Source organism: Bacteroides sp. RTP21281st1_H5_RTP21281_210402 (genome assembly GCF_040918965.1).
GTDB classification, from domain to species: Bacteria; Bacteroidota; Bacteroidia; order Bacteroidales; family Bacteroidaceae; genus Bacteroides; species Bacteroides congonensis.
Window position 1 is genome coordinate 58,208 of record NZ_JBCOWR010000016.1, and the last position, 25,597, is coordinate 83,804.

Sequence of the window (25,597 nt, forward strand, 5' to 3'; positions counted from 1 at the left end):
TTAATATAATTGGTGCTATTGAATAGCCATAAGTGTGTTGATTTCCTGCAAGTTCGCTACTGCTTCCTTACAGCCGCAGGCACATGCTTTCTCGAAGCAGTGTTTGGCATCATTTATTTTTCCTTCCCGGTAGAGCAGGATGCCAAGATTATTCTGTACTTCCGGTGAGTGGCTGATTTTCTCGAGGCAGGAACGGGCGCGTCCCATGTCCCCCATTTCAATGGCTACGGCAGCCAGATTGTTTCGGGCGGCAATGTTATCGGGATAAAGGGTGAGCATTTCGCCGAACAGTTCATTAAACTTCGGTGAACCTGCCGGATAGCTTTGTGCGATGATATACATTTCGTTCAGGCTTACCTGTTCCGGATGAGTGGCAAGCCGCTCTTCGGCTTGTTCTCTGGTGAAAGGTTTCACTGTATAGCCGGCATCACATACCACGCGGCGTAAAGACGGGTAAATGTTGTGTAACAGGCTGGCGTAGACGGCACCGTTGTCAAGCCTGCGGATATAACTGTCACGTACATCCGGATTTGAGATGCTGTCGATGATAGCTAGCAGTTGGTCACGGTAAGGAGGATTTTCTTTCGTGATACTTCTGCGTAGTCTGTCCCAGTCCTCGGAAGCGGCGACGGTGTTCAATATATATCTTTTCGGAGTGTATCTTTTTTCCAGAAATTCCTTCAATGCTTGTGCACGGTTGCCGGAAAGACGGGTGTTATAATCATATTTCCCTTCCGGAGAGGCGTAACCGACAATGCTGATTGAATCGACTGTGATATACGGGTCATTTGCCAGCTCGGAAATGAGGCTGTCCGCTTTGGCCAGTTCAAGATGATTGTTCATGAAGTCAGGCAGAATATCCCATTTGGCCTGATGAAAGTTGAGGTAAAGGGAGACATTCTTGTGAAGAACTTTCTGTTCGGCTTTGGGGATAATGTAGCTTACATTCAACTTCTTGGGAATGTATGCCAGAGATATGTCTTCCAGGTCATGCTGACAATCGGCACAACCTGTGACTGTGCTCTCTAATACTAACCGGCTGCCATACATCCAGGAATGGAAAGGAATCCGGTGTGAATAAGCTATTTGGGTATGACCCGATTCTATCAGTTGTTTCATATTATAGTCAGGGAACTCGCTTGTTGCTTCTCCGTTGAAACGGGCGAGTCGATGATTAACTTTATTCCGGACGTTTCCTGTGAACAGGAGAGGAGGCAGGCGGAGAGTGTCGCTTTTCCCAATGAGAACCGGGTGCACTGTGAGTTGTTCGTTAGGGGAAATAGCGATGCCGTCACATTCGAATAGAATGTTCAGTTCTATGAGATCGCCTTTATGGAGGGCGGTACAGTCAATGACTTTCAGTCCGGACTTTTCTGCTGCATAGGCAGAAAGGGATAGTAGGGCAAAGAGAGTGTAAAGTAGTATTCTTCCCATGGTTTTCAGTATAAATGTGATATGTAATTATTTGATGACATATATAATGCTGACGGCGGCTTTGGTAGGACCAAAGTAATTATGATGTCCTTTCTTTATCATATCACCGCAATCGGCACAAGGATATTTTTTGTCTTGCAGGTGTGCATAACCTATTCCCAGTGAGAGTTCCAGATTCCAGTGGTCATTCAGGATCCATTGATATCCATAAGAAATGCCACCGCCAAACAGATGCCCCTGATAACGGTTGTGTCTCATATTGCTGTTGAAAGGCAGTCCGCCGACATTGTATTTTCCGTAGAAACCGTGAAGTCCGAAGAAATGTCCGTTGAACTTTTCGCAAGTCCAGTAACGCAGTTCCGGTTGAATCAATCCGTGTTTCAGCCGGTAATCATGAAACCGCCACGGATTATAATTTCCCGATATATCCAGCGTCATTTTACTTCCCAGACCTATTTCTACCCCAAGGTTCAAGGTTGTTGTTGCATCATACAGCAGATTGGTTTTCACGGCTACCTCTTGAGCTTGACCGGTAATCCAGGTTCCTGCTGCCAACATAAGGGTTATCGCCAGTTTATTAATTCTGTTCTTCGTAATACTAAAGAATTTTAAGTAAACCATAGATATAATTTTTTAATCGTTTCAAGTTAATAGATGACTTTTTATGGCTCGTATCGTTCCAGATATCATGTAAATGATACCATTCAAGAACAAAAGTTCTGATAAAAGTTTCAGATGAATATCTTAACGATTATAAAAAAATAGCTGCTTTTAGGGCCTACTTCTAAAAATAACTGAACTTAGGGGGTAGAAAAAACAGATTTTACTACATCGGATTATTTAAACATATGATTTCATTGTATATAAGAATGAAAGGTCGGATTATTATTTCTTTTTGTAGTCTTAATAATAATAGTGATAGAAGAAGTAACAGGCAGGTTTATATATATATGCATTGTTTCTCTTGTTTATCTGCTTGATAAATAGGTGAATAAAGGTAATGCCATTTGTTTTGTATTTATGGAAGTAACTTAATATTTGCCATTTGCTTACGGGGAAACCGTCTATTTTTGTATAAAATAGTAAAAAGAAATGTGATATGTATAAACTGCTTATTTCAATGGCTCTCTCACCGCTTGTTGCGATGGGAGGGGAGAAGGTGTATAAGCCTTCTATAAAACGTCCCAATATTATTCTGATTAATATGGATGATATGGGATATGGCGATTTGACTGTTACAGGTGCACAGGGGTATAGCACTCCCAATATTGATCGTCTTTCTTTTGAGGGTGTCCGTTTTACTCAATTTTACAGTCCTTCTTCAGTCAGTTCTGCCTCACGGGCTGGATTAATGACTGGATGTTATCCGAATCGGATTAGTATTTATGGAGCTATTAAGCCGGAAACTGGTATTGGTGTACATCCTGATGAAATTTTTATATCACAGATTGTCAAGAAAGTAGGTTATAGGACAGCAATTGTGGGAAAATGGCATTTGGGTAGTGAGTTTGAGTATTTGCCTTTGCAACGAGGGTTCGATGAATATTTCGGATTACCTTATTCGAATGACATGTGGCCTTATGGTTATTTGGTACGTCCCGGGGAAGTGCCAACCGAACGGGTGATGAAACGTCCGGAATTGCCTCTTTATAATGGTAATGAAATCGAAAAGTATATCAAAACCATGGATGATCAAAACTCATTGACAGAACTTTATACTAAGTATGCGGTTGATTTTATTCATCGACAACGGAAAAAGCCTTTTTTTCTTTATTTTGCTCATACAATGGTACATGTTCCGTTGCCTGTTTCAGATAAATTTCGAGGTAAAAGCGAACAAGGGCTTTTTGGTGATGCAATGATGGAAGTGGACTGGAGTGTGGGGGAAGTCTTGAAAGCTGTTCGTGAAGCGGGTTTAGAAGAAAATACATTGGTTATATTTACATCCGATAATGGAGCTTGGATAAATTTTGGAATGAGGGCTGGTTCTACAGGTGGTCTGCGGGATGCAAAGCATGTTACTTATGAAGGTGGACAACGCGTGCCTTGTATCATGAAATGGCCGGCGCAGATTCCTGCCGGATGGATTTGTAATCAATTGACAAGTGGTATTGATATTCTACCTACGATAACTGCAATTGTTGACGGGCAATTACCGGAACGGAAAATTGACGGTGTGAATATCCTGCCGTTAATGCAAGGGGATAAAAGTTTTAAGCCTCATGACTATTTTTATTATTATGATCAAAAGAATCAATTGGATGCTGTCCGTGACGAACGGTTCAAATTGGTCGAACCTCATCTTTATATAACTTATGATGGTACGTTGCCTCATGATGACGGTACACCCGGACCGCGAACGAAAGCTTATACGGACTGGGCGCTTTATGATTTGCGACGTGATCCGGGGGAACGGTACGATGTTAAGAGTCTTTATCCCAAAGAAGTAGAGCGGTTGAAACAAGCTCTTGAGGTTATGCGTAAGCAATGCGGGGATAGTAATATGCATAGGAAGGGGAAGGAAGTTCGCCCTGCTGGAAAGATACAATGACAAATTCAATGAGCTGATGTATGTCTAAAAATATAGATGAGGGTATTTGAAAAGGGACCCTCATCTATATTTATAATTAGAGAAATTGTTTAGGACTATTCATTACTTTGTTTGTTTTGCATTTTGAGCTTGTGATTTTAAGTAATCCATTATCCAATCCCATGCACTGTTCATTTGTTCCGGATAGGTGTAATGTCCTGTGTTTTCTGCAATAAATAACTTTTTAGGAGCATCAATCACATTATAAGCGGAATAAATGGTAGTAGGCGGACAAGTCATATCATTGTATCCGAAAGAATAGAATCCCGGAACTTTGATTTGACGTGCAAAGTTCACAACGTCGTAATATCGTGCCGTTTCTATATTTTCGGGAGTGCGTCTCTTTCCGTCCTTAAACATTTGGTGGCATCCGCCTGCACGTCCGTGTATATATCCTGCTATATCACACAGTCCCGGATAGAATGCTGCCAAGGCTTTCACGCGCTGATCCAGTCCGGCAGTAATAATGGAAAGCGCTCCGCCTTGACTACCGCCAAAAGTCGCCAAGTCCCCATTGAACTCAGGCAATGAATAAATGAAATCAATAGCTTTCACGCAACCCATATAAACACGTTTGTAATAGTAATTATCTTTATCACTTAAATTCATGAAATAATAATCTTTCAGAGCCCCTTTATATAAGTCCTGATAGACTGTTCCCGGCATATTGACAGGAATGCCATGAATCCCTATTTCTAAAATGATAAATCCTTTGGAAGCTCTTGCTATTTCTCCTTTGTATTCACTGACTCCTGCGCCGGGAAGTTTCAATATAGCCGGATACTTGGCCGGAACTTTAGGTATGCAAAGGATACCGTATATCCGTGAATTGTTACCGTTGTTTTGGAAAGAGATGTGATAGACATTCACCACATCCGTACATCTCTCCGGCAACAGTGTCATAATAGGCTTTAACGGATATTTCTCTGCTTCTGCCTTATTGGTATTCCAGAATGTAAGGAAATCTTTTGGAAGAGAAGTGACAGGCTGAAGCTTTTCAGGGCTGAACCCCACCGTAGATATTCCTTTGTATTCATATCCCTGATAGTCGGCGAAAACCTGGCAACGTAGAAATCCTTCCTGTTTCATCGAACCGGCATTGATTTCCGCTATACCGTTCTTGAGCAGTGTTGTCCCGGTTTTGTGTGCTTCCATCATGTCCTCGGATATTTCATATCGTATTTCTATATCGTCCAAAGGTATGCCACACCTTAATACAGCCACGTTGAACTGTACTTTTTCTCCTATTTTATATAGACAACTTTTATGTGCGGGAGTCACTCGTATTTCTATTAACTTTAGAATAGGAGCTTTCCCGAACATATTTGTCCACATGCAGGAGAATATTATAATAGAAACAAACTGTAAATACTTCATGATAAATAAATTAGAACTTTTGGAAACCATTTGCTTTTTCATAAGCTTTTTTCCCTTCCGTATCTTTATTGCTTGTATATCCGGGGCCACCACCGGCAACGTATCCATTACTTTCGCCATTAGTACTTGGACTTACCCAAAATGCGTATAAATCACCATTTTTGAGCTTGAATCTGAATCTGACTTCTTCTCCTGCCAAAGAGGATAAGTCACTGATGCCATTCCATTCCACTTGTTGAATAGTAGAATCAATAGTAACAGCTTTACATTTATCGGCCGAGAAGCCATCAATAACTTTGTTGTTTTTATCCAGGATTTCTACCTTGAGTTCACCTGCCGGACAGTTGACATTGACAAACATATATTTTCCGCTGAATTTGACAGGGCGGGTTGTCAGGCTACCTTCTCCAGTTGTCGACATGGAAGCAAATCCATCTCTGCGAAGTGTTGCCATACCGGTAGCACCGTTCGAATGCATATAGCTTGAGGGATCTCCACCTTTGAATCCGATATAGTAGAATCTTAGTTGGTCGCCTACAACTGTACAGATTCCCCCAACGGATTGCACATAACCACGATCCCAACTGCCGGCTGTGCGGGTAGCCGGAATAAATGCCTCTCTGTAAGGCCTGTCCCAATGGAAACCGTCACGGCTGAAAGAAACTTTCAACTCTGTGATTTTAGGCCTGTTGGCAGCTTTGGCAATTTCATTCTCATCCACTAGAATCTGATGCAATCCCAGCATGACACTTTCATAGCCAACAGCGTTCAGATTATAAAGTTCCGGTGGCAGATTGAATTCCGGATCCGGGGTGTCCTTGTTATCCGCATTGCACCAAAATACAACATCGGCTTTTGTCCAGACAGCACCGGTCAGGAAGTCGGAATGTTCCCTATAATATCTGGCTCTACCATGTGGGGAGTTACCCAATACACCGAGGGTACGTATGCTGAATACCCATTTTTTGCGGAAAGGATTATAAAACATGGTACTTCTATCACCACATGGGCCAGTTTTAGTAAACCAGCTCCATTGCTTTCCATTCGAAGAAATCATGCAGTAGCCGGCATTGTCCGTTGCGTCAGCGTTCGGCGAGCGTAGGAACATCTTATATCTTTCATTGTCGGATGCATCGTAATCCAGTACGACTGCGCATGAATTTGCGGGGAATCTGGATAATGTCAGAAGTTCGTTCGAACCATTATTCAAATCCGGGCGCATCCAGTTGACACCGTCTTTACTGGTTGCATAAGCCATCTTATTGAGCCATCCGGCTTCATACCACATTTTGAATATCTGTTCTCTAGGCTCCCACCATACTCCGCCATCCTTGGCGGAAGCACCGGGAATCTTCGATGTTTCCAGAGCCGTTTCAGGCTTTAGTATAGGGTTCTGTGCGTATTTCTTAGGTTTATAGAATTTGCGTTCCAAATCGGTATTATCTATCAAGAAGTTATCAAAAAATAGCTGACGTCCTATATCAATAGGAACTACTTCCGGGGGAGTTTCCAGATAAGGAACTTTCATAGGTTCGTACGAACTGATATTTATATTTTTCGGTGGCCATACGGAAGGTAATATGATTCCATTGTAGAGGGTTCTCCAATCATCCGACGGGTCGTCAGGATCCGGTGCGGGGTCTGTACCGGAGTTTCCCGGTGGTTCGGATATTCCGTCATCCGAACCGCCACAACTGTAAGATACTAAACAACATAGCAAGAACATGATAATGCTTGCAGGTAGTTTGATTAATCTGAGAAATGAGTCTGTATATTTCATAATTGTTCAGTTTATGTCTTTATTTATTTTTCGATTCAGCCATTAATTCGTCCGTCATATCCATAGTTTTGGGATTCAGCACTTTCAATTGCAGGAATATGGACAGACATACAGAGAGGATCATTATCAAAAAGACGAGGTCTTTATAATTAGCTTCGAACGCTTTGCCCAGTTCGTTGGTGATAATAGCTCCGGCAGCAATTCCGACAAAATTCATGAGCCCGTAACCTGTGGCACGATAACGCGAGGGAATGAACTGACAAAGAATCGGCATATTATTGGTATCATACATACCGAAACCAAGTCCGAAGAGTATGGCTCCCGCTACAATGAATACGATATTATTTCCATATACCATCATCAAAAGGGCAGGAACGATCAGTGACAATCCGGTAGCACTGGTGTAAACTCTTCCTTTCATATTCTTTTGCACCCATTTGTCGGAAATAAACCCGCCGAGAAATACTCCGACGAATGAAGAAAGGGCTAAAGTGGTAGTGGAGAGCGGGCCTGCGAACTCCATATCCATATTCAAGGTATCGGAAACCATGGTCGGTAGCCAGTTCTTGGTTGTCCATCCGGGGAGATTGAGAGCTGCAAAATAATACAGCATTACCCAGAACGCGATATTGCTGAACAATACGGCTAGTCCTTTGAAGGTCATTGAAAGGTTTTCTTTGATGCTTCTCCGTTGTTCGGTTTGTACTACATAAGTTTTTTTTTCATGTAATAATGTGATGAGTACAAAACTATAAATGATGCCAATCATTCCGAAAGAGTGGAAAGTGAATTGCCAGGAAGTATGGGCAGCTACTGTAGCTCCGAATCCGCCGATGGCTTGCCCCAGATAAATTCCCGAGGTCAGTACACCGATGGCAATAGACCTTGTTTTTCCTTGGTGATAGTCGGCTGTGAGAGACAAGGCGGCAGGTATGTAAAATGCCTCGCTGACTCCCATTAGCGCTCTTAATATATACAAGTGGCTGATGTCATGTACATATCCCATCATAAGAGTGACGGTAGACCATACAAACAAGCTGATAACAATCAGCCATTTACGGTTCAAACGGTCTGCAATCATTCCTGATATGGGACTCATAAAGGCATATATCCAAAGGAATATAGCCATCAGCCGTCCGAAATTGGTGATAGATTCCAGCTCTTTGATATCCACCATGATGAATGGACGCATCGTAGCCAGCATCTGTCTATCTAAATAGTTGAGTAGAGACACTACAACGAGCATCCCTACTACCATCCATGGATAAAATTTCTTATCTTTCAGCATATCTACATTTTGATTTTAATGACTATTTTCTTCACGGTCACTCCGTCCTTGTCTTTTATACTGGGACGGTGTGCATCTTTAGGAAAGAAAATATAGAAAACTTCAGGAGTTGCCACTTCATATATGGCCGGTGCGTCAGGCTTGAAAAAGATAATGTCCTTCTTCTCGTCATATTCGCCGATTGGGGCAACCTTGTCTAGTGTCGTTACTCCCATTTTTTCTTTTCCGCTAATCAGGTATTGGAAGTCGATATATTTTCGATGTGCTTCAAAGTTACATTCTGCTTCTTCTTTAGGAACATACTCACTGACAATGGCATACACTTCGCGCCCTATGATTTCGTGTTCACCGGGAGAAAGCTTGCTCAAATCCGTGTTTTTTAAATATTCGAATGTGGCTTTCCATCTTTCGGGATATTGGGCCTGATGTTCTTTTAAAGCATCCATGTCAAGTGCCGGGCTGGCAGATACCGTCCATCCGTATTTCCAGTCTACTTCCGTAGAATCAGTGCCGGATGCGACAGGCACAGCCTTTTTTCTAGTATTTCCACAGGAACAAGTCATAGCAATAGTTATTAATAGAGTGATTAATTTGAATGTTATTTTCATAATACCTGAGAGATTTGTTGTTTCAATTCTGCTACATTCTTTCTGATTGTCTCAAGGTCAGTGCCGTTTACTTTTTGTAAAGGTTCGCAGATGTAGTCGGTTATCAATCCTTCTGTAAATAATGCGGCTTTCAGCCCTTTAAGGAAGGATACACTCGATTTATCAACAGAGTAAACTCCGGTAGAAACCTTCATTACCAGCTTTTGTAGTTTGAGTGTTCTTTCCGTATCCTTTGCTTTGCAAGCTTTGAACAGGTTGACATAAAGTTCGGGGAACAAGTTGGAACCGGAGTTTACACCGCCATTGCCACCTAACGCCATTGTAGAGGCTAACATTTCATCCGGTCCTACGAGGATGGTGAAATCCGGATGCTCAGCTTTCACTTCTGCAAGTAACGTATTGAAATAGGTACCGTTGCCGGAACTGTCCTTCATGCCGATGATGTTCGGATGTTTTGCCAATGTCTTGACTGCTTCGACGGAAATCATTAATTTGGTTTGCGCCGGGATGTTGTATAAAAACAAGGGTAGAGGTACATTATCGGCAATCGTTGTATAATAGTCGATAATTTCTGTCTGAGTCAATCCTAAATAGAACGGAAGTGCAGATACCAGATAACTGGCTCCACATTCTTTTGCGTAACGAGCCATATTCAGGCTTTCTTCGATGCAACAGTCGGCGATACTGACAAATACGGGAACACGTCCTTTTACATATTCTACCGAATATTTGATTAGTTCCTTTCTCATTCGGGGAGAAATGCTTGTTCCTTCCCCTGTAGTGCCCATGAGGAAAACACCGCTGACTCCCCCGTTTATCAGGTGGTCAAGCAATTTTTCCAAGCCTTTGAAATCTATATTTTCTCTGTTGATAAGGGGCGTCACCATCGGAGTTATCACGCCTTCAAATAATTTTTTGTCCATCATAGTCTATTTTTTTTGTTGATTATTATCTTAACATCTTTCTAATAAGTTTGGGAAGGCTTCTGCTTTTTTGTAGGCTCTCTTCCCTTCTCTGTCTGTGCCGCCGTCGAATCCCGGGCCACCTGCTGCGTTGTATCCGTTGCTGGCACCCTCTGTGTCGGGACTTACCCAGAATGAATACAAATCACCATTGGTAAGGTAGAATTTGAATCGCACCGGTTGGTTCTTTAAGGCGGACAGGTCTTTTTTATTTTTCCACTTTATCTGTGCGATAGTACTGTCTGTCGAGAGAGGTTTGCAATCATTTGCGGAGAATCCCGGCATTACATTATTATCTGCATCTAGAATTTCCACTTTCAGCTCCCCGTTCGGGCAGTTTACGTTTACAAACATGTATTCGCCGGTGAATGTTACCGGACGGGTTAGTAATGTCCCTTTTTCCTTGTGGGCAGAGTAAGATACAAAACCGTCTCTGCGCAATACGGCTATACCGGTACTTCCATTGGCGTGCATACCATTCTTTTCATATACCGGACTTTTCTTTCTCTTGTTTCCTTCGAAGCCTATATAGTAGAACCAAAGTTGGTCACCTACGATAGTGCACAACCCGCCCACGGATTGTACATACCCTCTATCCCATGAGCCTTCTTTTCGTTCGGCAGGGATAAAGGTATGGCGGTCGGTTCGATCCCAATAAAAACCGTCACGACTATAAGCCACTTTCAGTTCGGTGATTTTAGGGACTCCTGCCTCTCTGCATCTTTCGTTAGATGGCCCCAAGTGTATCTGGGGCAATGATAGCATGATACTTTCGTAAGGCACAGCAGACAAGTTGTATAATTGTGCCTTGTCACCGATATATGGATCCGGATCATCCCGATAATCAGCGCCAAGCCAGAAAATCAGATCTTCTTTTGTCCATTTAGCTCCTTCCAGAAAATTAGAATGCTCGTGGTAATAGCGGAAGCGTCCGATAGGTACGCGGTTTATGTTTTCCGGATTCCGGAGACTATATACCCATTTCTGTCGGAAAGGATTATAGAACATTGTGCTCCGGTCTCCGCATGGCCCTGTCTTGACAGGTTTTCCCCAATGGATGCCGTCCCGCGAAACCATGCTGAATCCATAATTGAAGCGTTCTGTGGAGCCGGGAATCGAGTTGGGAGAACGCAGGAACATTTTGAAACGCTCTTCGGGATTTTTTGTAAAGTGATCCAGCCATACAGTAGAAGAGTCAGCTACAATTTCCGGAACGATTTGGTTGGTTCCCGGTACTACATCCAGATTAGGACGTTCCCAATGTATCCCGTCTTTGCTTGTGGCGTATGCCATTCTGTGCAGCCATCCGGCTTCATACCACATTTTGAAGAGTTGGTCTTTCGGATCCCACCATACGCCGCCATCTTTGGCACTGGCTCCGGGGATGCCGTAAGTCCCTTGTTCCAGTTCCGTCTCCGGTTTGAGTATCGGGTTGAGGCTCATTTTGCGAGGTCTGTATGACCTTCGCTCCATATCTGTCCGCTCAATCAGAAAATTGTCTACAAATAGTTGCCTTCCCAAGTCAATAGGAATAATTTCCGGACGATTGGTTAGATAAGGTACCGGCATTGGATCGTAATTCATGCCGATATTTTTGGGTGGCCAAACGTCAGGTAGTGTGACACCATTATACAGGACATTGTTTAGAGGAGCACCCCCTCTTAAAAAAGAGGGGAATGCTATATTAGGGACAAATGCTGCGGATAATGCCAAACCTGCGTTTTTTATAAAATCACGTCGTTTCATTTATATACTGTTTTATGATAAGTTAATTAATCGGAAGGACTGTCCCAATGCGGATTCTGTTTCAGATTCGGATTGACAACAAGTGCGGAGCTAGGCAATGGAGCCAGGTAATCACGTTCTTCATTCCAGATCTTTACTTTATCCGTGTTGACCACTTTGTTACCGGAGTTTCCATTGCTCAGGAAGATACCTACATTCAGTCCGATGGAATTCTTTTCTGTAAGATTGCTGGGGCGTTCACCTATGTAAATGTGGAAGTTGGCATTTCTGACTGTGTATGCAGGTTTATCCAAATCATATTTGGTTGAAGGTGCGGTAACTGTTGAGAAATAAACTCCCTTGAATTGTTCGGTAAACAAATGACCGGCCTTCCAACGCATGATATCGTCATAGCGCAGGTTTTCCATAACCATTTCTACTCTGCGTTCTCTTCGGATTTCGAGGATTACTCCTTTGTTGCTGCCTGATACAAGCGGATATTGTGCGGACAATACCGGATCCGGATTAGCATTTGCTGCCGCCATGTTCATATTCGGCATTCCGACACGATCACGTATTAACTTGATACTTTGTTCCAGGTCTGTCTGGACAAGTGTACCTAATTCGGCCTTAGCTTCAGCGTAGTTCAACAGGACTTCCGCATAGCGGTACAGGATAATATCATTCTCATTACTGGTCTGCTTGTCATGGTCGCCGGATTGTACATATTTAATCGGCATATATCCGGTGGCAGAGATTTGCATGGCTTCATACAATCTGTTTACGTCATGACTTTTTCCGATGCGGGCATAACCGGGACATCTGACTGTCTGGAACATACGAGGGTCTCTGTTTTCAAACTCTTCGCCAAAAATCATAGTCTCATAACCCGGCCTGTCTGTGAAACGGCTGCCGTCATTCATCAGATAGGAATCCATAAATGCTTTGCTGAGTCCAATCTGGTTTCCGCTGGCGTTGATGATGGAATAGTTCGTGTTATGTTTTATACCTAACGAAATACTGTAAGCATAAGCTGTGATTACTTCCACATCACTGGCACTGTTTGTGGCAGGTTGCGCAAACAAGTCCCTATAAGCTACGTCTGTGCCTTCTCCCTTGTCAATGGTATATTTCCCCGAAGCCATTAGTGCCTCAGAAGCCGATACACACTCTTTCAGGAACTTTTCCGAACCTTCTATATTATGGTATTTTCTGAATGTTCCTTCGAACAGGCAGAAACGGCTTTTCAGAGCCAATGCAGTCCATTTGGTTATTTCATTCAGACTTTTGGCTTCTACACCGTTTTTTATGGCTCTATCCAAGTCTTCCAGTATTTTGTCTGCAATCATTTCCCGGGAGTCACGCGGTTTGTATAGTTCCGGGCTGTTGTCTTCGAGCACAGTGTCGTACCAAGGTACCCCACCGAATGTTTTCAGCTTGTCATAGTAAAACTGTGCTCTCAAATAGTATGCCATAGCGTTATATTTCTCGCGGACTGTCTCGTCGGGGCAGTTTACAGAGTATTTTAAGAAAATATTAATCTTTCGCAGATTGTCCCAGTCCCAGCTTCCGGCCGATTGTGTTGAACTTCTTTTGCCGGTCATATAATCGGGAAGTGTAGGCCATATCACATCGTCGGTCTTTTCCATCATTCTTCCGGCGGCTACGCTGGCACCGTTGTCTACATTGGATGCTCCGGACAACATGGGCAGAAGTCCGTTAATGTATAACCTGAGCTCCGTTTCATTCTTCAGGGAGTTTTCCGGAGTCATCTTATCTTGTGGCAACTGTTCCAAGTCGCAGGCACAGAATGAAAGCGATAGTGAACTTATCAAAAAGGCTTTCTTTAGTATCGTTGTTGTTTTCATACTTATAGATGTTTAGTTTGAAGAAGTTAGAAAGTCAGATTTACACCGACAGATACTGTTTTTGAGAATGGATAGATACGTGCATCATTGGCGGACATGGCTTGTTCCGGGTCTATGTAATCGGTCTTGAAAGGTGACCAGTAACATAAGTTCTCACCGGCGAAATAGATTCTCAGCCGTTCGATTCCCGCTTTGGTTGTAAGCTTGGCAGGCAGTGTATAACCTATCGATAGATTTTTCAAACGCAGGTATGCCAGATTCTGTAAGTATCTGTCGTTGACAACTTGCATCTGTCCGTTATCGTTGTAAGCTGCACTACCACGTTCGAGTCGGGGGAAGTAGGCTCCTTTATTGTCTTCCGACCAGGCTCGTTCGGCAATTCCTTTAGGAAGAAAAGCACTGTTGACACGTCCCCATGAACCCCAGAATTTTTCCATTTCTTTGTTCGGATACAAATCTCTTTTTCCGATACCCTGGAATGAGATGGAGAAATCAAACCCGTACCAGTTGATATTTGCTCCGAAACCATAGTTGTAGCGCGGTGTCTCATTACCGATTACTTCGAGGTCGCCATGGTCGTCGAGTGTGTTTGCTCCATTGTTGATAATGTTATTGCCATCTTTGTCGAGGTATTTCACATCTCCACCACGGGCAACCGACCATTTGCCTTGACTCTTTAAAATATCCCTGTTTACTGCCGACTGGTCTATTTTGCTAGTCCATTCCGTAGCTTCCTCATCCGACTGGAATAATCCACCGGTTCTGTATCCCCAGATTTCACCGATTTTCTTTCCTACATAATAATCTGTCAGGATATTCGTATCGTTTCCCTGATATTTGGTAATCTCAGAGGTAGCGTCACCCAAGGAACCGAATACCTCATAACTCAGTGACTTTCCGGCCAGTTTGAAATTGTCGCGCCAGGTTACGGTTAGTTCATATCCTTTTGTCTTCATTTCTCCGGCGTTTTGCCTGGGAGGATTTGCACCGTAAACAGCAGGGAGCGTAACACCGTCAACGAACATGTCAGACGTTTTCCGGATAAAGTAGTCTCCGCTAAAATTCAGTCTGTTATCCAGTACACTGATATCTATGCCCATATTGAGAGTACCTACCTTTTCCCAGGTGTAGTCACCTGCTACGGGAGCAGGGGTGGTCAGATAATAAGCCAGTGAATTACCTATAATATAAGAGGATTGTTTTTGGGTAATTGTGGAATAGGGATACATGCTTACTCCCAACTGGTTTCCAAGTACACCGTATGAGGCTCTTACTTTCAGGTTATCAAAGATATTCAATCCTTTCATGAATTGCTCTTCACTGATTCTCCATCCGGCAGATACGGAAGGGAAGAAACCATATCTGTTTCCTGATAGGAATCTGGAAGAACCGTCATATCTTCCGTTCACTTCCAGCAGATAGCGTTCCTTATAATTATAATTGGCTCTGAAGAAAAGGCCGAATAGTTCATAGGCAGATGCACCGCCCGTGGCTTTGAGATCTGACGCACCGGTTCCAGTTGCCAGATTCAGGTCATTCAATGTCTCGGATAATACATCTGTACGATAGCCGAGCAAGTCGTGGTTCTGTTGTTTCTCATAGTTCATACCTACTGTTGCCGATACGTTATGCACTTTCGCGAAAGTGTTGCCGTAGGTAGCGTATGCATTGAATACATGAGAAGGATTGTAGGACATTGATTTTTGTATATAGTCTTTTTTATGTGTGGAAGTGGTGCTTAATTGTGTTTCGTTGGCATATCCGTTTGAGATAGATACCACCCCCTGGCGTTTCCAGTTGTCATCCATGGTGAAACCGAATGTATAATCGGCATTTACGGATAAATTCTTGATGGGGGTAACTTCGACAGAGAATGTATTCCGGAAACGTCTTTTTCCTACATTACCTTTGGATACGCCACCGTAGATATCCGCAACACGCCCTTCGTTGATGACTTTTCCGTTTTTCATCAGACCGGTATAGTTGCCGTCCGGGCCGATGGGTACGTAGTAAGGTGCACAGTTTATCATGGTTCTGGCAAAAGCTGCATTGGCTGCATTTTCACCGGGATACGTGTGGGAACTGTCAAAGTAGTTTGTCTGGTTTCCGATTTTCAGCCATGATTTTATTTCAGCACTGAATTTGGAAGTTAATGTGTATTGTGTGTATTTTTCGTCTACCCGTTTCATCATACCATCCTTCGTGTAAAAGTTTGCGGATACGTAATATTGGATTTTATCAGTACCGCCCGAGATGCTTACATTATGGGATTGCGATGGCATTCTTTCTTTATACATCCAGTTCCACCAGTCGAAGTTGGCGTAGTAGTTGTACTTCTGCCTGCCGTCGCTTTCTGTGGTTGTGACTACCCAGGGGCGATCCGGGTTCTCGGTCGTATCATACCGGCGGGCTTCCAATTCTTTGTAATCTTCTTCCGTATATCCGGTGGCAGCTCCCATGAAGCCTTTTTGTCCCATGTAAGAGGTATCATAAATATAAGCATGGTCATAGCCGGAAGTGACAAAGTCGGTAGAAACTGTCGGCTTCGACCAGGAGAAATAACCGTCATAAGATACTTTGGCTTTCCCGGACTTAGCTTTCTTTGTGGTGACCAAGACTACACCGAATGCGGCACGTGCACCATAGATGGCAGCCGAAGAAGCATCCTTGAGGACGGAAATAGACTCTATGTCATTTGGATTCAACTGGTCTATACTGCCGGGGATACCGTCCACCAGAATAAGGGGGGAGCTTGAATTCACAGAACCCATTCCACGGATTGAGATTGTTCCGCCTGCTCCGGGGCTTCCGGTATTTACCTGGATGTTAACGTTGGGCATAGCTCCCTGTAACATTTGTGTGACGGAAGAGGTGGAACGGTTTTCCAGCACTTCGGCTGTAACCTGACTGACAGAACCTGTCAGGTTGACCTTTTTCTGGGTACCGTATCCGACAACGACCACCTCATCCAACAATTGATTGTCGTCGTGCAAAGTTACATTGATAACTTTCTGGTTAGCTGGTACTGTTACCGATTTGAATCCGACAAAGCTGAATTCAATGGTAGCGTTCGGATCTGCTTTCACTTGATAGTGACCATTGAGGTCTGTAACGGTGCCGGTAGTTGTTTTTCCATGTTTAACGATGACGGAAACTCCGAGCAGGGCCTCGCCATTACCATCTCTGACGGTACCTGATACCGTATTTTGAGCATACATATTCATTGAGAAGATGAATAGGCAGCTTAGTAACAGTATAAGCTTATGACTTATACTGCCAGTTGCTGACAGAAGATTTCTACCTGATAGAATGAATCGTCGGTTCGAGTAGGTTTTCATGTTCATTAAATTTAAAAGTTGAGCGATAAGGTAATTCGTTTTTTAGGATGAAGTGGTTTACTTCTTCGAGAGTAGGGATAGATAGTTGCGCTCCCGAGCGGGTGACGGCAATTGCCGCTGCCGCATTGGCAAACTTGAGAGTTTCCATGTCTATCTCTTTTTGAGCACACATTACAGCCAGAGCGCCACAGAATGTGTCACCGGCTGCAATTGTGTCAATGGCATTCACTTTGTAACTGGGAAGCCGGGCGCTTGTATAAGCGTTTTTCATATACACGCCATGGCTTCCCAGTGTTATCACAACATTTTGCGCACCTGCGGCAATTAATGCTCCGGCAATTTCTTCCAGATTGTTTCCTGTATGTCTGATACCTGACACAAAAGCTGCTTCTACTTCATTGACTACCAAAATATCAATAGCTTTCATCAGTTCTGCATCGATCAGGCAGGCAGGTGCGGGGTTAAACAACACCTTTTTACCTTTTTGCTGTGCTAACAGGGCAATACTCTTAATTGTATTGTAAGGAATTTCGGCTTGCATAACTACTATTTCCGTCTCGTCAATTACTTTGGAAAAGCGATTGATAGAGTCGGGAGATAGAGAGTAGTTTGCTCCCGGGGCTACGGCTATACAATTTTCTCCGCTATCCGCCACGAAAATAAGTGCGGTTCCTGTCGGGTGTTGGGTATCATTGATTATGTAATCCGTAGTGATTCCCTCTTTTTCAAAATTTTTTCTGAGTATGTCGGCATACATGTCATTCCCTAATGAAGTGACAAAAGTGACGGAACCACCCAACCGTGCTGCAGCTACGGCCTGGTTCGCCCCCTTTCCACCAAGGGATTGCATAAAAGAGGCATCGCCGACAGTCTCGCCGGGTGCCGGTAGATGGTTGACTTGGGCAACCATGTCGATGTTTGAGCTTCCAATAACTACTACTTTCATTGTGAATCAGATTTATATTTAACCTAGGTCTTTTTTGTTTTTTATAAAGTGACTTCCATTTTATAAGGGATGGCACTCTGTGCGCCGATACGGGTAACGGCAATCGCTGCCGCTGCATTGGCAAATTCTACCGCTTCCGTCAGTGAATGTTTTCCGGATAGGTAAACACTGAATGCGCCACAGAATACGTCTCCGGCTCCGGTAGTATCGACTGTCTCCACTTGTTTGGCGGGAATCATGACGTATTTGTCTTTCTCCTTCACGTAAGCACCGTCTTTTCCTAATGTAATGACAACGTTCTCTATACCTTTATCTCCGATTGTTTTAGCGGCACGGTGAGCGCTTTCCATATCCATAACTTTAATTCCGGACAGCATTTCGGCTTCAATCCGGTTAGGAAGTATAGTGTGAACATTTTTTAGGAACGTATCACTCAAGGTAGATGCGGGCGCAGGATTGAGTATTACCTTTTTGCCATATTTATTGGCGATAGTGGCTGCATATTCTGCAGTTTCTATCGGAACTTCAAGTTGCATAAGGATAATATCAGCTTCCTTGATTTTTTCTTCAGCTTTGTTGATATCTTCTTCGGAAAGTGAACGGCTGGCTCCCGGTGCGACGATTATACTGTTTTCTCCGAAAGAATCAACGGAAATGAGTGCTACTCCTGACGGATTTTTTTGGTCAGTGAAGATAAATTCGGTATTAATCTTTTCCGACTTATATATTTCCAGTGCCTGTAATCCGAACAGGTCATATCCGATTTTGGAGATGAAAGTAACCTCGGCTCCCAACCGGGATGCTGCGATAGCTTGGTTGGCTCCTTTACCACCAGGATTCATATAGAATGTTCCGCCTAGTACGGTTTCTCCCGGCACTGGTAGCCGATTGGCTTTTACAACCATGTCAGTGTTGCAACTTCCAATCACTACTACTTTGGGTTTATGAATAGATACAGTTTCCATGGTATTAAAAATTAAGACGATACAAATGAAAGAAATAATAGTGTATAGTTTTCGACATTAATAATTGATTTATATAATTTCAAAAAGGATATAAAATGATAAATCTCTCTTGATAATATGGAGAAATAAGGTAAATATATAAAGTGCATTTATATAATTACAAAGAGAAAAAAAGAGTTTTGGAAGTGCTTTTTTGTGATGAAAAAAGAGGGCGTCAATCTTTTGTTTTAAAGTTCTTTAGCAATCATACGCCATCCCAGCACCTCGGAAAGTTTTTCTTTCCGGATTTTCGACTCCATCCATGCAGTGAAATCGAAGATGCGTAAAAGCTGGTTTTCGTATTTATCATTATATAATTCCTGAACTTCCGGAGATAACTTTCCCCAAAATGCTTCCCGGTCTTTGCGCAGGATAGGGAGGTTCCTTTTATTTAGAAACCATAGAATAATCCGTTCTGTCTTGAATGTCTGCTCTTTCGGTGAAGACAGACTGCGCGTAATGGAGCGTGATTCGTGCTTTATCAGTTCAAATTCCTGTGTTTCATAGTATGCTATAAGACGAACCAGGCGAATCGTCCTCATTAGCGGCAAGTATTTGATATTATGATCTATAATGGCGTTGCTTATATATTTCTTCGCTGCCTTGTAGTTCTGATTGCCGATGTGTATAAGAGTTGTGTAGAGTAATAGCTCGCTTTTGCGTATAGGACTCAGCCATGCTTCTTTGTCGTATAGTAACTCCTGATAATGATTCATGAGCTCTGTGCAACTGGAAAAATCACCTTTATCCAAATACGGGAACAGCTCGTATTGAAAGAGCAGGCAGGTGGCGTTCACTTTAAACTCCAGTGAAGAGTCCGCTACGATTAGTTTCTTTAATTTCTCCAGGAAATACGGCATTTCGTTGTAGTTGCCCACTGAACGTAAACTGCCGAGCACCCCTTCGAGCACTGACAAATAATAAATAGGTGGATTCGACCAGAACTGTTGGTTCTGCTCAAACAAAGAATTCAGCTCTTTGTATGAGTTCAGGGCGGCTCTGTAATCTCCCGCTCCCATTAAATAGTTTGCCTGAAAAAGTTTATGATTTCGTGTCAATTCAAAATTCCCTTCCGCGTCTGAAGAAGCGGCTATATACAGTTCGTTGACCATAAGGTCGTTCATATCTTGTTTTTGCTTCGCAGTACGTATGGCTCCGATATGAGAAAGACGGTATTTCAATAAATTGTGCAGAGAAGATTGCTCCGTTATCTTCCGAATTTTCTTTAAAGATTCATTTTGGATAAAATGTTTGTGAAACAGTTCCTGCTCTGTCATATTGGGGAAATTCAGCCGTAGCAGATATTCCAGTTCCTGTTTCTGTGCAATTGTCAGAATCTCATTGTTTTCGTAGAATTGCGCCTGCTTTATTGTGTTGGACAGTATCTCGAAACACTCTTCAAACAGGGAACGCTCATATAGCATACGGGCTTTGCACAGGTCGTTCAACAAATCATAGTAGATATCTTTCTTCTTTCTTAATGTGAGTAATGTATCTACCAGTTTCTCATATAAGTATTGAATGGACACTTCAAAAGAACCTTTCGGCCTGCGCTTATAAAACTCTTCTTTCACCGCATTTCCGTCAGGCTGCTTACTCTTCGTGATAATATCGTAAATCACCAGATAATCCTTCTCCTCCTTGTCTTTGACGACCTGCAAGGAGAAGTGTTTCTTTTCTGATTTCGATAGTGAGTATATCAGGGAAATAACGGAGTCGACTCTTTTCATGAAGCCCTTTCGATTAGTATTTATGCTGCAATATTCGGGAATTTTTGTGAAATAAGCAAATCTTAGGTATATTAAAAAATCCGGCTTGAGTACTCCCAAACCGGATTCTTTTAAATATTAATAAACAAGAGAATGTTTATGCTGCCGGGTCTGGCGTTTCACCGCCATTTTCACCGCCACCTTCATTTCCGCCGCCACTAGGCGGAGTAGAAGCCTCACTATCCGGTAGCTCCAGTTTTTGAATACTGACAGTTTTTATCATCCCTTTCAATAGACTGCCCGGAGTGAAAATGATTTTACGGTTCTTCAACGTTTCCGTGGTTACTCCTTTTGCGTTATTTTGGCTTTTACATCCAAAGGAAGGGCGGAAAGTACCAAATTCTCCAAGGCTGACAGATGCCCCGATTTCCATGTATGTTTTCAGGGAATCAATCAATCCGTCGAGCACAGACTTTACTGTACCGCGTGGAACGAACCCGACTTTGGTTACCTGGTCGCATAACATTTTAAAATCCACAGTAACCACATTAAATGGACGTGCTACATATTTTTCGGCTTTATTCTCATCAAAGCCAAAGGTTGTTTTCTTGACTACATATTTCAGTGCCATAATCTTTAATAGTTTTAATCGTTAGTAATTCTAGTTCTTATTTTGTGATCACGATGCAAAGATAGGGTAACTGAATTTACCAGGCAAGTAATTTTGAAGAAGTGCGTGAATAAAATCGTGAATATTGGTGTAATGAATTGAACTATACGTATTTATCCGTTCTCTTATACTTACATCACTATGTTTCCTTATGTTAATTCGTGATTTTATGCTTCTCCATATACTCTTTAGGACTCTGCCCGAATCTCTTTTTGAAATCATCGCTGAAATAGCGTCGTTCCGAATAACCTACCATATAAGCGATTTCGGTGATATTCAGTTGGTTTTGGACAAGCAGTTGTGCGGCTCTTTTCAATCGGAAGTCCTTCACGAATCCGATAACTGTCATGCCCGTAAGCGCTTTTATCTTTTTATACAGGTTGGAATGGCTCATTGCCATCGTACCTGCCATTTGGGCGATATTTAGTTCCGGTTCTTCAATATGTTCCTCGATATAGCTGACTAACTTGGAAAGAAAGATACTGTCCTGTGACGTCAGGCTTATCTCCTGCGGATTGATAATCGCTTCCTTACTAATTTGTTCCCTGATTCTTTTCCTGTTTTGCAATAAGTTGTTGACTCTGGTCAACAGGATACGTTCGTTGAATGGCTTGGTCAGATATTCATCGGCTCCGGTTTCAAATCCCTCGATAATAGAATTGACCAAGGTTCTGGCAGTTAACAGAATAACAGGAATATGACTGATTCTCATATCACTTTTTAGTTTTCGGCAAAAAGTAATGCCGTCCATGACGGGCATCATAATGTCACTTATAATAATGTCGGGAACAAGCTCCAATGCCCTTTCGAAACCTTCCTGCCCGTTTGAAGCCTCGTATATCGAATATTGTGGCGATAGCAGGTCTGTCAGATAAGTTCTGATGTCGGGATTGTCTTCAATCAGTAATACGGAGAACTCCTTTACTTCCTGTTCCGGTAGGCGGTCGGGAGATACCTTTACCTCGTCATCCGTGAAATACTCCGACAGAATACCGGCTTTTGAAGGAGATGATATAAACTCAGCGTTTTTTAAATGTTTTTTTCCCGGTTGGAGATGAATGGTAAATTCAGAACCTTTTCCTCTGGTACTTTTCACCTGGATATTACCGCCATGTAACAGTACGATTTCACGTGTAATGGCTAATCCTACGCCGAAACCGTTACCTTCAGCCTGCTTGTCCACCTGGTAGAAACGATTGAAGATATGGCTGATTTCTTCGGCTTCGATTCCTTCCCCTGTGTCGGCGACTGAAACTGTCGCTTCCCCGGCATCGGTATAATTGACTCTCACTGAAATTTCCCCTTTTTCGGGAGTGTATTTGAACGCGTTGGAGATGAGGTTGCAAACGGCTCTCTCAAATTGCACTTTATCTATCCAGACGCTGATTTCCGGTTGTGAATATTCGAATTTATACGCTATATGCTTGTTGATGGCAAACTGGGTATAACTGATGTAGATTTCTTGCACAAACTCAACCAGATTTTCCCTGGATACCCGAAGGGTGACGTTTCCCGTTTCCAGTTTTCTGAAATTCAGTAATTCTCCGGTGAGGTTCAGCAGGCGGTTGGTATTGGTTCTTATCAGTTTCAGGTATTTCTGTTCGGCTGCATCCATGTTTTCCCTATTGAAGAGTTTGTTGATAGAGCCTGCAATCAAAGTGAGCGGCGTACGGATGTCATGTGAGATATTCGTAAAAAAATGCTGTTTCAGTTCGTAGATATGTTCTTCCTGTTCACGCTTGAATTTCTCAAGTTTCAATTCATTTTTGATTTCCGACCATTTTAAGGTATATCTGCGGAATAGATACAGGGTGATTATGATAAGAGATAAATAGATAAGGTAAGCCCACCAAGTAAGCCAGAAGGGTGGAAGCACCTGAATTTCAATTTGTGCGGGTGTTGCCTGCTGATAAGAAGGCTCACCGGCGGGACGTACCATAAAGGTATATTTGCCGGCCGGAAGATTAGTGAAAGTAACTGTATTCTGAGTACCTACACTTTGCCAGTCCTCATCCCTGCCGGCCAACTTGAACTCATAGTTTATATTCCTGGAGAAAGAATAGTCCAAAGCGGCATATTCTATGGAAAATACGGTCTGGTTATGTTTGAGAACTATTTTCTTCTCAAAACATATCTGTTGTTTCAGCACACTTCGGGCATTTATGGCTACAGACTTGCTGAACAGTTTGAAGTCGGTGAGACACATTGTGGGAACGGGCGTCTCAAATTGTATTTGGGAAGGATAAAACGCCACTACCCGTTCGTTACTGCCGAAGTACAGCTTCCCGTCTTCATCTTTAAAAGCGGATTTGAGACAAAAATTGTCATAAAGACCGGGGATAAAACTCACCTTATTATCATCCTTTTGAATACGCATGATTCCTTTCTGAGTGCCTGCCCAGATGTTCCCGTCTTTGTCTTTCAGCAGGCTTACGGTGTTACGGCGTTGCATATCAGCCCCATTCATCGGAATCGTTTCAAATTCTGAGGTCTTGGGATTGAAGCGGACAGGGCCTTCTTTCGTAGCCAGCCATAGACAGTTGTCGTCTCCACGCAGCAAGGCGAAAATGTAGTTACTGGCTAGTCCGGGATAATCTTCAACTTTGTAATTCTTGAATTTCTTGGTGACCGGATTATACATTGACAGCCCGTCACCATACGTTGCCAGCCATAAGCATCCGTCGCTATCAGGACTTAATGCCAGCACATTATCCCCGCCGAGTGATGCCGGATTTCCCGGTTCGTGCTTATATGGCCAACTCATCTGAACCTTGGTGTCGAAATAGACAAGCCCGCCGCCCCAGGTGGCTATCCATAAGTCGCCGGAAGGCAAGACAAGAATGTCCTGAACGTTGTTGTGGAAAACGAAATGACGGGGAATGGACTTTTCTGTTTCATCGCGGGTATTTTGTATTTCCGGATAGAAACGGTGCAGCCCCTGGGCATAAATGGCTATCCAGAGACTTCCGTCATTGGCAGGTTTGATACATTGGATGAAATCGCCTACATATCCGTTGTTGGTCGCTTTACAGAAAAAACGGGAAATCTCGTAAGAAGCCTTCTCATGCTGAGGTCTTAATAGAGTCAGCCCTTCTCCGTCAGTCCCTATCCAAAGTCCGTGCTTGTCGTGAAAAACAGAAAGGACAGGTATCTTATATTCCCCTTTGCCGTCGCTATAATACTGTTCGATATTTGTAGTTTCCTTTTTTATCAGGTTGATACCTTTTTTCGCGCTGCCTATCCAAAGATTGGATTGCCGGTCCTCGAAAAACACATTAATCGTATTTGAGGAAAGAGAATTGTGTACGTTATGGTTGTTCTGGAAGTTTTTAATTGCGAGCGGCTGTCCGGACTTTCTTGTGATGTGCAATATGCCTAGCCCGTCGGTGCCTATCCACAGGTTGTTGAGTTTGTCCTGCCAGATGCATCTGACGATGAGCAGGTCGTCATACGGAGTGCCTGCCAGATAGTTTGAAATTCTATTTTGTTGGAAATCGAAATATTTCAGTCCCTGTCCGTTGGTTCCGACAAGTAAGTTCCCTTTTTCGTCCGTAAATAATGTATTGATATAATCGGTATTGTCCTTTAATCCGTCGAATGGCTTTGTATCGAAATGCGTGAACTCACCCGATTTCTTATCGAAAAGATAAAGCCCCGAGCCGAATGTGCCAATCCAGATCCGGTCGGCAGGTGCTTCGAGCATGGCCCTGATATCATTCTTGTTTGATGAATCGGATTTGTCCTCTTTCAGTTGGTAATGTCCGGACTTACCGGATGCATCATACGAGTAAAGCCCCTTTTCGGTGGCAATCCACATAATCCCGTCCTTATCTTCATACAGTGCGTGGATTTCCATGTAGTGATTGCTTCTACCGGGAGAGGAGTCCAGGGATATGGGCTGGAAGGTATCGTTGAGAGGATTGTAGAGGAAAAGACCGTCGCCGTTAGTCCCTACCCAAAGACGGTTCCGGCTGTCAATGTTCAGAACGGAAATATCGTTTCCTATTTGATAAGGTTGGTGTTGGGAGTAGACTTTGAAGTTAGTTCCGTCATACCTGTTTAATCCGTGCTTGGTTCCCACCCAGATAAATCCGATGCTGTCCTGGGCAATGCAGGTGACACTGCTGTGCGAAAGACCGTTCTCGACACCTATGTTTAGAAACTCGGTATGCCGGAGTTGCGCTTGGGCGTTTGTCAGTGTAAGGAAGAACAGGAGCAGGATTCCTGTAAACAGTGTGTTGTTTTTCATAAGAATCATCTATTATCGGATTTTCTTTTTAAGGAATGATGATAGCAAA

General features: G+C 43.0%; 16 protein-coding genes. 1 reads left to right on the forward strand and 15 read right to left on the reverse strand.

Annotated elements, in window-relative coordinates:
* Positions 1–15: 15 nt before the first annotated feature.
* Both AB5443_RS20105 and AB5443_RS20110 read right to left on the reverse strand, forming a co-directional pair.
* Positions 16–1,434: a hypothetical protein gene (locus tag AB5443_RS20105; protein WP_277134876.1), complete on the reverse strand. Its 1,419-nt coding sequence runs from the start codon at positions 1,432–1,434 to the stop codon at positions 16–18.
* 27 nt (positions 1,435–1,461) lie between these two features.
* Positions 1,462–1,992, reverse strand: a complete 531-nt coding sequence (locus tag AB5443_RS20110) for a DUF3575 domain-containing protein (protein ID WP_195661826.1) — start codon at positions 1,990–1,992, stop codon at positions 1,462–1,464.
* Between the two features lie 541 nt (positions 1,993–2,533).
* On the opposite strand from AB5443_RS20110, the gene AB5443_RS20115 reads away from it, so the two are divergent.
* Positions 2,534–3,985, forward strand: a complete 1,452-nt coding sequence (locus tag AB5443_RS20115) for a sulfatase (protein ID WP_277134877.1) — start codon at positions 2,534–2,536, stop codon at positions 3,983–3,985.
* Positions 3,986–4,087: 102 nt separating this feature from the next.
* On the opposite strand, the gene AB5443_RS20120 is transcribed toward AB5443_RS20115, so the two are convergent.
* The 13 genes from AB5443_RS20120 to AB5443_RS20180 all read right to left on the reverse strand — a co-directional run bounded on the left by AB5443_RS20120 (position 4,088) and on the right by AB5443_RS20180 (position 25,548).
* A complete protein-coding gene (locus tag AB5443_RS20120; protein WP_277134908.1) occupies positions 4,088–5,404 on the reverse strand; it encodes an acetylxylan esterase in 1,317 nt (438 codons plus the stop codon).
* 7 nt (positions 5,405–5,411) lie between these two features.
* Positions 5,412–7,181, reverse strand: a complete 1,770-nt coding sequence (locus AB5443_RS20125; protein WP_277134878.1) for a glycosyl hydrolase family 32 — start codon at positions 7,179–7,181, stop codon at positions 5,412–5,414.
* A 19-nt stretch (positions 7,182–7,200) separates the two neighbouring features.
* Positions 7,201–8,469 carry an MFS transporter gene (locus AB5443_RS20130; RefSeq protein ID WP_277134879.1) on the reverse strand — a complete coding sequence of 423 codons (1,269 nt, stop codon included), beginning with the start codon at positions 8,467–8,469 and terminating at the stop codon, positions 7,201–7,203.
* Positions 8,470–8,471: 2 nt separating this feature from the next.
* Positions 8,472–9,077, reverse strand: a complete 606-nt coding sequence (locus AB5443_RS20135) for a YhcH/YjgK/YiaL family protein (RefSeq protein WP_277134880.1) — start codon at positions 9,075–9,077, stop codon at positions 8,472–8,474.
* Positions 9,074–10,003 (reverse strand): dihydrodipicolinate synthase family protein, encoded by a 930-nt coding sequence (locus AB5443_RS20140; RefSeq protein ID WP_231590121.1) that lies wholly within the window; start codon positions 10,001–10,003, stop codon positions 9,074–9,076. Before AB5443_RS20140 ends, AB5443_RS20135 begins: the two co-directional genes overlap by 4 nt.
* 27 nt (positions 10,004–10,030) lie before the next feature.
* Positions 10,031–11,785, reverse strand: coding sequence for a glycosyl hydrolase family 32 (locus AB5443_RS20145; protein WP_277134881.1), 1,755 nt, complete (start codon positions 11,783–11,785; stop codon positions 10,031–10,033).
* A 26-nt stretch (positions 11,786–11,811) separates the two neighbouring features.
* The gene (locus AB5443_RS20150) at positions 11,812–13,632 is read right to left on the reverse strand and encodes a RagB/SusD family nutrient uptake outer membrane protein (RefSeq protein ID WP_277134882.1); all 1,821 of its coding nucleotides are present in this window, start codon (positions 13,630–13,632) and stop codon (positions 11,812–11,814) included.
* A 26-nt stretch (positions 13,633–13,658) separates the two neighbouring features.
* Positions 13,659–16,856, reverse strand: coding sequence for a TonB-dependent receptor (locus AB5443_RS20155; protein ID WP_277134883.1), 3,198 nt, complete (start codon positions 16,854–16,856; stop codon positions 13,659–13,661).
* A gap of 73 nt (positions 16,857–16,929) precedes the next feature.
* Positions 16,930–17,916: a ribokinase gene (gene rbsK, locus AB5443_RS20160; RefSeq protein ID WP_277134884.1), complete on the reverse strand. Its 987-nt coding sequence runs from the start codon at positions 17,914–17,916 to the stop codon at positions 16,930–16,932.
* Positions 17,917–17,957: 41 nt separating this feature from the next.
* Positions 17,958–18,881, reverse strand: coding sequence for a ribokinase (rbsK, locus tag AB5443_RS20165; RefSeq protein ID WP_277134885.1), 924 nt, complete (start codon positions 18,879–18,881; stop codon positions 17,958–17,960).
* 227 nt (positions 18,882–19,108) lie between these two features.
* The gene (locus tag AB5443_RS20170) at positions 19,109–20,650 is read right to left on the reverse strand and encodes a hypothetical protein (RefSeq protein ID WP_277134886.1); all 1,542 of its coding nucleotides are present in this window, start codon (positions 20,648–20,650) and stop codon (positions 19,109–19,111) included.
* A gap of 136 nt (positions 20,651–20,786) precedes the next feature.
* Positions 20,787–21,260 carry an HU family DNA-binding protein gene (locus AB5443_RS20175; RefSeq protein ID WP_044653121.1) on the reverse strand — a complete coding sequence of 158 codons (474 nt, stop codon included), beginning with the start codon at positions 21,258–21,260 and terminating at the stop codon, positions 20,787–20,789.
* 193 nt (positions 21,261–21,453) lie between these two features.
* Positions 21,454–25,548, reverse strand: a complete 4,095-nt coding sequence (locus AB5443_RS20180; RefSeq protein ID WP_277134887.1) for a hybrid sensor histidine kinase/response regulator transcription factor — start codon at positions 25,546–25,548, stop codon at positions 21,454–21,456.
* Positions 25,549–25,597: the final 49 nt, after the last annotated feature.